Source organism: Methylobacterium cerastii, assembly GCF_022179125.1.
Lineage (GTDB): Bacteria > Pseudomonadota > Alphaproteobacteria > Rhizobiales > Beijerinckiaceae > Methylobacterium > Methylobacterium cerastii.
On record NZ_BPQG01000039.1, the window covers coordinates 1 to 12,842 of the forward strand.

Below are 12,842 nucleotides of genomic sequence, written 5' to 3' on the forward strand. Positions count from 1 at the left end.
TGAGCGAGACACGGCGTTCCAGGGCTTGGAACGCCGTGTCTCGCTCATTCGCCTCCAAGGCCTGCCGCTCCTTAACGACGGGCGCAGCGGCTTCGTTGAACACGACCAGGAACAATGGCTCGGTCGCGCCGGCAGTGTTCAACGGCTTGACGACCAAAGAGATCGTTTGAAGGCGGCCGTCCGGCAGCTCGACGCTGATGCTGTCGCGCACGACCCGAGTGTTGCCCTCGATCGCCTCGCGCAGCGCCGTTCGGAGATCCAGCCGCAGGCCCTTGCGCGCCATCGCAGCCAGCTCCCGCGTCGGCTGGCCCGGTACGACCTCCAGGTGATCGCCGATCCGCGACGAGTAGTGCACAGCCTCGCCCGTCCGCGTCACGACCGCGTGGGGCGGCGTGAACTCGGCCAGCATCAGCGTCTCGACCGTGTGCCGCAGGGCCGTGTGCGTCGTGACGTTGCGCCGGTACGGCTGGCCGGCACCCGCGAAGATCGGCGTGTCCTGCCCGGACATCGGCGGCAACCGGGCCGGCGGGATCGCGTCGCGGGCCTGGAAGATGCGGTTCCGCTTGTCGATCGTCTCGAACAGATCCTCGAAGCGCGTTACGTTCTCGGCCATCCCGATGAACAGGTAGCCGCGCGGGCGTAGGGCGTAGTGCAGCACCGGCATCAGTTGCTGCTGGGCGTCGACGCCGAGATAGATCAGCAGGTTGCGGCAGGAGACAAGATCGAGACGTGAGAACGGTGGGTCGCGCAGCACGCTGTGCGGGGCGAAGGTGCAGAGGTCGCGCACCGCCTTAGCGACCACCGCGCTGTCGCCTTCGGAAACGAAGTGCTGCGCGATCCGTTCGGGTGAGATGGCGGACAGGTAGGTCCTCGGATAGAGGCCGGTCCGGGCGACCGTGAGCGAGCGCTCGTCGATGTCGGTGGCGAAGATTTGTACGCGTGGCGGATCCGCCAGGGTCAGCATGTGCTCGCGCAGGAGGATGGCGAGGGAGTAAACCTCCTCGCCGGTCGAGCACGCCGGCACCCAGATCCGCACGACATCGGTCGCCGCGCGCTCGTCAAGCAGCTTCGGGATGACGTCGGCGGCCAGCGCCTCGAAGGCCGCTGCGTCGCGGAAGAAGTTCGTCACGCCGATCAGCAGGTCCCGGAACAGCGCTCCGACCTCGGCCGGGTCGGCACGCAGCAGCTTGAGGTAGCCGTCCGGCCCGGCCGCGCCGACGACGCTGATGCGCCGCTGCAGGCGACGCACGAAGGTGCTGGGCTTGTAACCGGAGAAGTCATGGCCGACCTGCGAACGCAGGATGGCGAAGATTTCGGTCAGCAGCTCGGCATCGAACTCCCGCGCGAACTGGTCGGTCTGACCATCCTGCGTGGCGGGACTATTGGCGGCGAAGTGGGCCGCGATCCGGTCGCCCATCCGTTCGGCCGCATCGCCGAAATCAACGAAGCCGGTCCGCAGCGCGCTGATGGGCATGTCAGGGGTTTCGGGGCCGTAGCCATCCGCGGTCTGGGCCAGGGTCAGGCCGCCGTGCTCCTTGATCGCCTTGACGCCGATTGCGCCGTCGCCGTCGCCGCCGGACAGGATCACGCCTACCGCACGCGCGCCCTGGTCAAGGGCCAGGGCAGTCAGGAAGAGGTCGACCGGTTTGGGCTCACGGACCGCCGGCCCGAGCGGCTTCAAGGTCAGCCGTCCGCCTGCAATGCCCATGACGGACCCGGCCGTCATGACGTAGACGCGGCCCGGTCGGACCGACACACCGTCGGTGGCAGCCTCGACCTCAAGCGGCGTGAAGCGGGCCAGCACGTCCGGGAGCAGGCTTTTGTGCTCTCGACTGAGATGCGTGACGATGACGAAGGCGGCCCCGAGCGTCTCCGGCACTCCACGGAAGAAGCCCTGCATCGCTTCGATGCCGCCTGCGGACGCGCCGATGCCGACGATCGGGAAGTGGTCCTGGTTCATCACCGCGTTCTCAACCTTCGGATCGATACTGCGCCGTTCATCGGGGCCCAGCATCATGCGTTCTTGCCCGATGTCGAGGACGGCCGTGCGGATCAGACGTCTTGCGTGGCCTCCTGCACCACGTAGGCGAGGCAGCGGGCCCGAGCCTCAGGGCTCTTCAGCCGTACGAACAGACGCAGCAAAGCTACCACTTCGGGGAGATGATCCAGACCCGCCACGGCATTTTCGATGTCCGATGTCTTAGCCGGGTCGGCCGTCATGAAGGCCGCGGTCGGAACACCCAGCGACCGGGCGATGCGATCTAGGGCACCGAGGCGGTCCTGCGGATCGTCACCGTTCGCCATAACTTTCCGCCGTTTCCTAAGCCGCGTCGATCAATGCACGGCGATCCCGGCCGCCCGTGGTCCCATCGCGCCAGCGACGCGACGCCCGACATGATGGAGGACCCGGCCGAGGAGCAAGCGAGTCTGGGTATCAGGGTCGTCTTCTGAGGCCTCGTAGGCGTCGATGAGAGACGTCACCAATTGGTTCGATGGGCCAGGGTCCTCGACCTTGCGGCTTAGTGACGGCCCTGCAGCGGTCTGCTCGCGGGACCGCCGGACGAGATCGCGCGAGGCCTGGAGCGTCTGCCGCGTTTCTTCGGCCGCTGCGCGCAACTCACGAGCAACCTCAAGGCACCGATCTGTTTGTAGGCGGTCCATCAGGAGCGCTCCGGTTTCCGTCCCATGCCCGCACGTAGGTAACTTCTAGGCGAACGCTACGATCCTGCACACAATGCCTAGGTGTAGCAATCCGGAGGTCGAGTTCGATGGCGATTTGGAGGGTCGAACCTCAACCTTAACCACAAGTCGGCTTTTCGCATGAAGCGAACGGGTGCAAGTAGACGCGCTGAGTTCCTAGGTCCTCATCTGATGACTTGGTGAGAAACGGACCTTCGGACCTTCCGTAATGGGTCTGGAGAAGCATTACAGACGATGTCCGCTTCGATGGATCGCCGCCCCAAAAGCGGACCGACAGAAATCCTGAAGAGTTTCGGGCGCCGTGAGGCGTACGAAAGTCGTGGAGGAACGAACCCGCGGGATGGCGGACGCCGAGCTATGGAGATTTTGGCAGACCGTCGTCCCCAGTGTGGGACGGAAGGCGCGTGAACGGCGCCGCCTGGATCCCTGCGCAGTCCCGGATTGCCCGGTCGCCGGCGTTTTGCGAAGCGCCCGAGGGTTGAGGGGCAGTGTTCGCGAGGCTCATCACGGCGTTCGGCACGCGGAGAAGCGAGCCCCGAGGTGCGGGGCCTCGGATGGCTGGCGCTGTCAGGCCATGCCGGGTCATGGCGTACACGCCCGGTTCGGCGCGGGGCGGAACGGCGGCCCACGCGGCTCGTACCAGCCCGCGAAGGCGCCGACGATCCTCATGGGACCACCGCAGCAGGGGCAAGGCCCTCGCACGTCGGTGGCAGCGTCTCGCGCGTCCGGCTCAGAGTCGGTGGATCGCGGCGGGACCGGTGTGCCGAGGATCGCGCGGATGTGGGCCAGACCGGCCTTCCGGTTCGAGCCGGTGAGGAAGCCGTAGTGCCGGATGCGGTGGAAGCCGCGCGGCAGGACATGGAGGAGGAAGCGCCGGATGAACTCCCCGGCGGACAGGGTCATGACCCGCGCCTGCCCGCCCTCTTCGCACCGGTAGTCCTTGACCCGGAAGCTGACGTTCGCTCCGTCGAAGGCGAGGATGCGTCGGCTGGAGATGGCCACGCGGTGAGTGTAGCGCGACAGGTAGGCGAGCACGGCCTTCGGTCCGGCGAAGGGCGGCTTGGCGTAAATCACCCAGCGCTTCCTGCGCACCGGGGCGAGCGCGCGGGCGAAGGCCCTGGCGTCGGCGAGAGGGGCCAGGGTGCCGAAGAAGGCGAGCGTCCCGGTCTCGTGGAGGGCCGCGAGCCCTTCGAGGAACAGGCGGCGGAACAGCATGCCCAGCACCCGCACCGGCAGGAGGAAGGCCGGGCGTGACGCGACCCACTGGGTCCCGTCCGACGAGAGGCCGCCGCCGGGCACGATCATGTGGAGATGGGGATGGTGGGTCATGGCCGAGCCCCAGGTGTGGAGCACGGCGGTGAAGCCGATGCGGGCACCGAGATGCTTCGGGTCGGCGGCGATCCGCGTCAGGGTCGCGCTCGCGGCCCGGAACAGCAGATCGTAGACGGCGGCCTTGTTCTGGAAGGCGATGGCGGCGATCTCGGCGGGCAGGGTGAAGACGACGTGGAAGTAGCCGACCGGGAGGAGGTCAGCCTCGCGGGCGGCGAGCCAGTCCCGCGCCGCCGCGCCCTGGCAGCGTGGGCAGTGCCGGTTACGGCAGGAATTGTAGGCGACGCGCAGGTGGCCGCACGCGTCGCAGCCCTCGACATGCCCGCCGAGGCTGGCCGTGCGGCACTGCTCGATCGCCGCCATCACCTTCCGCGTAGCCAGGTCCAGGTGCCCGGCCCCATCGGCGCGATAGGCGGGACCGGCGGCGCGGAAGACGTCGGCTAGCTCGATCGTGGCGGGCATCGCCTCAGCCCGGTGCGGGTCCCTCCCCATGGAACAGGGCGAGCCTGTCGAGGGGGCTCGTCACGGCCCGCACCGTCCGGGTGGCGACCTTGGCGTAGAGTGCCGTCGTGTCGAGGCGGGCGTGTCCGAGCAGCACCTGGATGACGCGGATATCGACGCCGTCCTCCAGGAGATGGGTGGCGAAGGAGTGGCGCAGGGTGTGAGGACCGACGCGCTTGGGAATCCCGGCCGACCGGGCCGCCTCCACCACGATGCGGTGAAGCTGGCGGGTACTGATCGACCGGGCCCAGTCCTGGCCGGGAAACAGCCAACCCTCGCGATGCAGGACGCCCTGCCGGTGTCCCTCGATCCACCAGCGCCGCAGGAGGACCAGGAGATCGGTGGACAGCATCGCGTTGCGGTCGCGGCCGCCTTTGCCACGCTCGACCCGCAGCAGCATGCGCGTCGAGTCGACGTCGGCGACTTTGAGCGCGGCGACTTCGGCCACGCGCAATCCCGCGCCATAGGCCACCGAGAGGGCCGCCAGATGCTTGAGGCAGACTGTGGCACCGAGCAGCCGCCCCACCTCCTCGGGGCTCAGGACGTCGGGCAGCGGGCGCGGATGGTTGAGGCGGACCAGCCTGCGGGCGAGATCGGGCCGGTCGATCGTATGGACGAAGAAGAAGCGCAGGGCCGAGACGATGGCGTTCATCGTCGGCACCCCGAGGCCGATCTCCTGCTGCGCGATCTGGAAACGGCGCAGGTCGTCGACGGTTGCCGTGTCGGGCGAGCGCCGCAGGAACGTCGCCAGACGCCCGACATCGCGGAGGTAGTTGCGCTGCGTCTCACGCGAGAACCGGCGCAGGGTCATATCGTCGACAAGGCGCTGGCGCAGCGACCCAGCGGCGGGAACAGCAAGGATGGTCATGGAACCGGCTCCACTCGGATGAAGGGAGCCGGGATCGTCCGCCCAGGCCGGGCGACGCTCAATCAGCGCGGGGCGTTCGTCCCAATCCGAAAACCTCGAAGCTGCCACCCATCCCGCGCAAGCGGGTTCGTTCATCCACCCATTCCAGTCGTAAGGGTCGCCCAATCCCGCACTTGGAAGCAGGGCCTGCCATGGATCGATAGCGGTCGTGGCCAGCCGGTCCGCGCGTCAACCGCGTTGACGAAGCGCTTCCAACAGGACCGTGAAGGCCGGGGCGGGTTGGCGTCGGCTCGGGTAGTACAGGTGGTATCCTGGGAAAGGCTCGCACCAGTCCTTCAGCACCCGCACCAACCTGCCCTCGGCCACGTCCGGCGCCACGTGGTCCTCCGGCAGGTAGGCCAACCCGAGTCCGGCGAGGGCCGCCTCCCGGATCAGGGGTAGGCTGGTGAACACGAGTTGGCCCTCGACGCGGACATTCAGGGCCTGTCCCTTCCGTTCGAACTCCCATGGGTAGAACCCGCCACGGGTCGGCCGTCGCAGGTTGATGCACCGGTGAGCGGTGAGGTCCTCGGGGTGCTTGGGTCTCGCCCGTTTCCTGAGGTAGGCCGGCGTCCCGACCACGGCCATGCGCATGTCGGGACCGATGCGGACCGCGACCATGTCCTTCTCGACGTGCTCGCCGATGCGCACGCCGGCGTCGAAGCGTTCGGCAACGATGTTCGTCAGGGCCTGCTCGGTCACGATCTCGACGTTGATGTCGGGGTAGTCCGGCAGCAGGCGTGCCAGGACCGGCCACAGGACGGTCGCCGCCGCGTCCTCCGACGCCGTGATGCGGACGGTGCCGGCGGGCCTGTCGCGGAGCTCGGTGAGCGCGGCGAGCTCGACATCGATCTGTTCGAACTGGGGTCCCACGATCCGCAGCAGGCGCTCCCCCGCCTCGGTCGGCACGGCGCCGCGGGTGGACCGGGTCAGCAAGGATACGCCGAGCCTGGCCTCAAGGCCCTTCAGGGCGTGGCTGAGGGCTGATTGCGTGACGCCCAGGCGCGTCGCGGCGCGGGTGAAGCTGCCCTCCTGCGACACCGTCGCGAAGGACAGCAGGTCGGTCAGGTCCGTGCGCGCCATTGACCGGTTCCTCGCTGCATTCCGAAGGGTGGGCGAGATCGTCCGGGTCGATTCGCGGGCGATCCATAAGCGTTGCTCATGACCCTATGTGGCTGGGAGGCACTAATCAACGAGACGTGACGCCGTACCTTGGAGCCTATCCAAGGTGTGTGTGTTTCCACGGGCATCCCGCCCTCGACGGGCGGCCGTCGCGCCATCGCCCCCCTGCAGCAGGCTCGGAGACCAAGATGGGACGACCTGGAGATTACGACTTGAACCGGAGAGATTTGATGGTGGCTGCATCAGCCACGGCGGCCCTGGCCGCCGTCCCATCTGCGGCGGGCGCCGCGCCCGCGGGAACCGACAAGCCGGTCCTGGCCAAGGTCGGGTTCACGGTCAACGGCGAGCGCCGCGAGCTCGAACTCGACACCCGGACCAGCCTGCTCGACGCGGTGCGCGAGCACCTGCACCTGACCGGCGCCAAGAAGGGCTGCGACCACGGTCAGTGCGGCGCCTGCACGATGATCGTCGACGGTCGACGCATCAATTCCTGCCTCACCCTCGCGGTCATGCACCAGGACGCCAGCGTCATGACCATCGAGGGGCTCGGCAAGCCGGGCGACCTCCATCCGATGCAGGCCGCCTTCGTGAAGCACGACGGCTACCAGTGCGGCTTCTGCACCCCGGGCCAGATCTGCTCCAGCGTGGCGGTCATCGCCGAGATCAAGTCCGGCATCCCAAGCCACGTCAGCGCCGACCTCAACGGGACCTACGAGGTCACCGACGCCGAGATCCGCGAGCGCATGAGCGGCAACATCTGCCGTTGCGGCGCCTATTCCAACATCGTCGAGGCGATCACCGAGGTCGCGGGGAAGCAGGCATGAAATCCTTCACCTACGAGCGCCCGGGCACGCCCGCCGAGGCCGCCGCCGCCGTCGCCCGCACGCCGAACGCCAAGTTCATCGCCGGCGGCACCAACCTGCTCGACTTGATGAAGCTGCAGATCGAGACCCCGACCCACCTCGTCGACGTCAATGGCCTCGGCTTGGACAAGGTCGAGCCGACGCCGGAGGGCGGGCTTCGGATCGGGGCCCTAGTGCGGAACACGGATCTGGCCGCTGATGCCAGAGTCCGAAAGGATTACGGCGTTCTCTCGCGGGCGCTGCTCGCGGGCGCTTCGGGACAGCTCCGCAACAAGGCGACCACCGCCGGCAACCTGCTGCAGCGGACCCGGTGCCCGTACTTCTACGACACCGCCCAGGCCTGCAACAAACGCCAGCCGGGATCTGGTTGCTCGGCCATCGACGGGGTCAGCCGGCAGCTCGCCGTGATCGGTGCGAGCGAAACCTGCATCGCGACCTATCCGGGCGACATGGCGGTAGCCATGCGCGTCCTCGACGCCACCGTCGAGACCGTCGACGCAAAGGGTGCCACCCGCAAGATCCCCGTCGCGGACTTCCATCGCCTGCCCGCCGACAAGCCGGAACTCGACACCATTCTCAAGGCCGGCGAGCTGATCACCGCCGTGACGCTGCCGAAGCCCGTCGCCGGGACGCACATCTACCGCAAGGTCCGCGACCGGGCCTCCTATGCCTACGCCCTCGTCTCCGTCGCCGCCGTGATCGGCAAGGACGGGACCGGGCACGTGGCGTTCGGCGGTGTGGCGCCGCGCCCGTGGCGCGTCGAGGCCGCCGAGGCCGACCTGCCGCGGGGTGCCAAGGCGGTGACCGACAAGGTCTTCGCGGGGGCCAAGCCGACCGAGGACAACGCCTACAAGCTGAAGCTCGCCGAGCGCACGCTCGGTGCCGTCCTGACCGAGGCGAGGGCCTGATCCATGAAGTTCGACACCCCCGCAGGCACCAACCCCATCGACCGGCTCAAGGTCGTGGGGAAGGCCACCGACCGGATCGACGGCCCGTTCAAGACCACCGGCACCGCCCCCTATGCCAACGACTGGCACGACCCGCAGGCCAAGCTCGCCTACGGCGTCGTCGTCGGCGCCACTATCGCCAAGGGCCGGATCGCCTCGATGGACCTGGGCGCCGCCAAGGCCGCCCCGGGCGTCGTCGCCATCGTGACCGCCGATAACGCTGGCAAGCTCGGCAAGGGCAAGCTCAACACCGCAAAACTCCTCGGCGGGCCAGAGATCGAGCATTACCATCAGGCCGTCGCCGTGGTGGTCGCCGAGACCTTCGAGCAGGCACGCGCCGCCGCGGCGCTGGTCAAGGTCAAGTACACCGCCACCGAGGGCGCCTTCGACCTCGCCTCGGTGAAGGACGGGGCGAAGGACCCGGGCGACGTCCAGGGCAGTCCATCCTCCTCCTCCGTCGGTGACTTCGCCGGCGCGTTCGCCTCGGCGCCGGTCAAGCTCGACGAGAGCTACGAGACGCCGGACCACGCCCACGCGATGATGGAGCCCCATGCCTCCGTCGCGTCCTGGGACGGGGACAAGGTCACCGTCTGGACCTCGAACCAGATGATCGCCTGGGGCACGCGTGACCTCGCGCTGACCCTGGACGTCCCGCAGGAGAAGGTCCGCATGGTGTCGCCGTTCATCGGCGGCGGGTTCGGCGGCAAGCTCTTCCTGCGGTCCGAGGCGCTTCTCGCGGCCCTGGGCGCCCGGGCGGCCGGTCGGGCGGTGAAGGTCGCGCTGACGCGTCCGCAGATGTTCAACAACACCACGCACCGGCCCGCCACGCTCCAGCGCATCCGCATCGGCGCGACCCCGGACGGTAAGATCACCGCCATCGGCCACGAGAGCTGGTCGGGCGACCTGCCCGAGGGCGGTCCCGAGGCGGCGGTCTTGCAGACCCGTCTGCTCTATGCCGCCCCGAACCGGATGACTGCCCTGCGCCTCGTCGTGCTCGACCTGCCCGAAGGCAACGCCATGCGGGCCCCGGGCGAGGCCCCTGGGCTGATGGCGCTTGAGGTCGCCATGGACGAGATGGCGGAGAAGCTCGGTATAGACCCTGTGCGGTTCCGCGAGATCAACGACACACAGGTCGATCCGGAGAAGCCGGAGCGTGCCTTCTCCCAGCGCAGCCTCGTCGCATGCCTGCGCCAGGGCGCCGAGCGCTTCGGCTGGGACAAACGGGGCAAGCCCGGCCAGGTCCGCGACGGCCGCTGGCTTGTCGGGATGGGGATGGCCTCGGCCTTCCGCAACAACATGGTCCTGAAGTCGGCCGCCCGCGTCCGCCTCGACGGCAAGGGCATGGTGATCGTCGAGACCGACATGACCGACATCGGCAACGGCAGCTACACCATCATCGGCCAGACGGCGGCTGAGATGATGGGGGTCACCCTCGACAAGGTCATCGTGCGCCTCGGGGACTCCGATTTCCCGGTCTCCTCGGGCTCGGGCGGACAGTTCGGCGCCAACTCCTCGACGTCGGGTGTATACGCCGCCTGTATGAAGTTACGTGAGGCCGTGGCCGGCAAGCTCGGCTTCAACTCGGCCGACGCCGTGTTCGAGGACGGGCAGGTCCGCTCGGGCAATCGCAACGTTCCGCTAGCTCAGGCAGCTACCGGCGGAGACATCGTGGCCGAGGACGCCATCGAGTTTGGCGACCTCGACAAGACCCATCAGCAATCGACCTTCGGCGGCCACTTCGTCGAGGTCGGCGTCGACGTGGCCACGGCCGAGATCCGGGTCCGCCGCATGCTGGCGGTCTGTGCCAGCGGACGCATCCTCAACCCGAAGTCGGCCCGCAGCCAAGTCATCGGCGGGATGACCATGGGCGTGGGCGCGGCCCTAATGGAGGAGCTCGCGGTCGACACCAAGCGCGGGTACTTCGTCAACCACGACCTCGCCGGCTACGAGGTCCCGGTCCACGCCGACATCCCGCACCAGGAGGTGATCTTTCTCGACGAGGTCGATCCGATGTCCTCGCCGATGAAGGCCAAGGGCGTCGGCGAACTCGGAATCTGCGGGGTCGGCGCTGCAGTGGCGAACGCCGTCTACAACGCCACCGGCCTGCGGGTCCGCGACTACCCGATCACCCTCGACAAGCTCCTGAACCGCATGCCGGACGCGGCTTAAGCGCGTCCGACGATAGGAGCGTCGCCGAAACCGAAGGTCGAGGAGCGAGATCATGAAGTTCGACACCCCCGCCGGCATCAACCCCATCGACCGGCTCAAGGTCGTTGGGCAGCCGCTCGACCGGGTCGACGGTCCGCTCAAGGTGACCGGCACCGCCCCCTACGCGTCCGACTGGCACGATCCGCAGGCGAACCTCGCCTATGGCTTCATCGTCGGTGCCGGTATCGCCAAGGGGCGCGTCGTCGCGATCGATCTCGTCGCCGCAAACGCCGCCCCAGGTGTCGTCGCCATCGTCACACATGAGAACGCGGGCACGCTCGGAAAGGGCGAGTTTTACGTCCAGCGTTTCCTCGCCGCGCCCGAGATCGACCACTACCACCAGGCCGTGGCGGTCGTGGTCGCGGAGACGTTCGAGCAGGCCCGGGCCGCCGCCGCCCTAGTCAAGATGAAGTATGCTCATGCGGAGGGTTCGTTCGAGCTCTCGGCGCTGGTGGCGACGGCGCCGGTGGCCAAGGCGGGCCAGTTTGGCGGCAAGCCCGAGACGAGCGTCGGCGACTTCGAGGCCGCATTCGCGGGGGCGCCGGTCAAGCTGGACGAGACCTACACGACACCCGACCAGGCGCACGCGATGATGGAACCGCACGCCACCATCGCCTCGTGGGACGGCGACCGCCTGACCTGCCACACCGCGATCCAGCAGATGAACTGGGGCGTTCGCGACCTCGCCAAGACCCTTGGCATCACCAAGGACAAGATCCGCCTGGTCTCGCCGTACATCGGCGGCGGGTTCGGCGGTAAGGGGACCGTGCAGACCGATCTCGCCCTGGCCGCGGTGGCCGCGCGCGTGGCGCGTCGGCCGGTCAAGATCGCTCTGCAACGTCCGATGATGTTCAACACCACCATCCACCGCCCGGCGACGGTCCAGCGCATCTGGATCGGGGCGACGACGGACGGCCATATCACCGCCATCGGCCACGACAACCTCAACGGCAACCTCGCCGGGGGCCGGACCGAGCCGTCGACCGCCGCGACGCGGTCGTTCTACGCCGGCGCCAATCGCATGACCCGCCAGAGGCTGGCGGTGCTCGACCTCGCCGAGGGCAATGCGATGCGAGCCCCGGGCGAGGCCCCGGGATTGATGGCGCTTGAGATCGCCATGGACGAGATGGCGGAAAAGCTCGGCATGGACCCGGTCACATTCCGGGTCCTGAACGACACCCAGGTCGACCCCGAGCATCCCGAGATGCCGTTCTCAACCCGCCCGTTCGTGGAGTGCCTCCGCACCGGGGCAGACCGGTTCGGATGGGATCGGCGCAAGGCAGCGCCGGCCAGCGTCCGTGACGGGCGCTGGCTGGTCGGGATGGGTATGGCAGGCGCGATCCGCGCCGCGAAGATCGCCAAGTCCGGTGCCCGCGTGCGGCTCGATGCTCGGGGCGTGGTCACGGTCGAGACCGACATGACCGACATCGGCACCGGCAGCTACACCATCGTCGCCCAGACGGCGGCCGAGATGATGGGCGTCGGGATCGAACGGGTCGTTGCGCGACTCGGGGATTCCGATTTTCCCGAGTCGCCGGGTTCGGGTGGCCAGCAGGGCGCGCCGTCCGTCACCGCAGGCGTCTACGCCGCGTGCGTGAAGCTGCGCGAGGCGGTGGCCCAGAGACTGGGGTTCAATTCGGCCGACGCGATCTTTTCCGATGGCGAGGTACGCCTGGGCAATCGCGCCGTACCGCTCGGCGATGCGGCGAAGGCCGGCGACATCGTCGTCGAGGACACCATGGAGTTCGGCGACCTGTCCAAGAGGTTCGCCCAGCAGACCTTCGGCGCGCACTTCGCGGAGGTCGGCGTGGATGCGGACACCGGCGAGATCCGCGTCAGGCGGATGCTGGCGGTTTGTGCCGCGGGCCGCATTCTCAACCCGAAGACGGCCCGCAGCCAGGTCATCGGCGGCATGGTCATGGGCGTGGGCGCCGCCCTGATGGAGGAGATGGCGGTCGACACCAAGCGCGGCTTCTTCGTCAACCACGACCTCGCTGGTTATGAGGTACCGGTCCATGCCGACATCCCGCACCTCGACGCGATCTTCGTCGATGAGGTCGATCCGACGATGTCGCCGATCAAGGCGAAGGGTGTCGGGGAGCTCGGGCTGGTCGGCGTCGCACCTGCGGTCGCGAACGCGATCTACAACGCGACCGGGGTCCGCGTGCGCGACTATCCCATCACGCTGGACAAGCTCCTCGACCGCATGCCCGACGCGGCCTGAAGGAAGCGCCAAGGACGCCGCCATGCACATTCCCGTCGGGG

At 68.3% G+C, this 12,842-nt stretch carries 9 protein-coding genes; 4 read left to right on the forward strand and 5 right to left on the reverse strand.

Going from position 1 to position 12,842, the window contains the following annotated elements:
- The 5 genes from MFF13_RS13545 to MFF13_RS13565 form a co-directional block, all read right to left on the reverse strand.
- Positions 1-1,960 (reverse strand): CheR family methyltransferase (locus tag MFF13_RS13545; protein WP_238272318.1); only part of this gene is annotated, 1,960 nt, incomplete at its 3' end.
- 92 nt (positions 1,961-2,052) lie between these two features.
- Complete coding sequence (locus MFF13_RS13550; RefSeq protein WP_147815098.1) at positions 2,053-2,304, reverse strand: hypothetical protein; 252 nt, start codon at positions 2,302-2,304, stop codon at positions 2,053-2,055.
- A gap of 978 nt (positions 2,305-3,282) precedes the next feature.
- On the reverse strand, positions 3,283-4,491 hold the full coding sequence (locus MFF13_RS13555; RefSeq protein WP_147764995.1) for an IS91 family transposase: 1,209 nt from the start codon (positions 4,489-4,491) through the stop codon (positions 3,283-3,285).
- A 4-nt stretch (positions 4,492-4,495) separates the two neighbouring features.
- Entirely contained in the window at positions 4,496-5,398 is a 903-nt protein-coding gene (locus MFF13_RS13560) for a tyrosine-type recombinase/integrase (RefSeq protein WP_238272319.1), read from the reverse strand.
- Between the two features lie 228 nt (positions 5,399-5,626).
- The gene (locus MFF13_RS13565; protein ID WP_238272320.1) at positions 5,627-6,520 is read right to left on the reverse strand and encodes a LysR family transcriptional regulator; all 894 of its coding nucleotides are present in this window, start codon (positions 6,518-6,520) and stop codon (positions 5,627-5,629) included.
- A gap of 269 nt (positions 6,521-6,789) precedes the next feature.
- Between MFF13_RS13565 and paoA the strand changes: the two genes are divergently transcribed.
- Genes paoA through paoC (MFF13_RS13585) form a run of 4 tightly spaced genes read left to right on the forward strand, consistent with a single transcriptional unit; the run spans position 6,790 to position 12,801 of the window.
- On the forward strand, positions 6,790-7,383 hold the full coding sequence (paoA, locus tag MFF13_RS13570; RefSeq protein WP_238272321.1) for an aldehyde dehydrogenase iron-sulfur subunit PaoA: 594 nt from the start codon (positions 6,790-6,792) through the stop codon (positions 7,381-7,383).
- Entirely contained in the window at positions 7,380-8,330 is a 951-nt protein-coding gene (locus tag MFF13_RS13575; RefSeq protein WP_238272322.1) for an FAD binding domain-containing protein, read from the forward strand. Before paoA ends, MFF13_RS13575 begins: the two co-directional genes overlap by 4 nt.
- Before the next feature lie 3 nt (positions 8,331-8,333).
- Positions 8,334-10,538 (forward strand): aldehyde oxidoreductase molybdenum-binding subunit PaoC, encoded by a 2,205-nt coding sequence (gene paoC, locus MFF13_RS13580; RefSeq protein WP_238272323.1) that lies wholly within the window; start codon positions 8,334-8,336, stop codon positions 10,536-10,538.
- A 52-nt stretch (positions 10,539-10,590) separates the two neighbouring features.
- Entirely contained in the window at positions 10,591-12,801 is a 2,211-nt protein-coding gene (gene paoC / locus MFF13_RS13585) for an aldehyde oxidoreductase molybdenum-binding subunit PaoC (RefSeq protein ID WP_238272324.1), read from the forward strand.
- Positions 12,802-12,842: the final 41 nt, after the last annotated feature.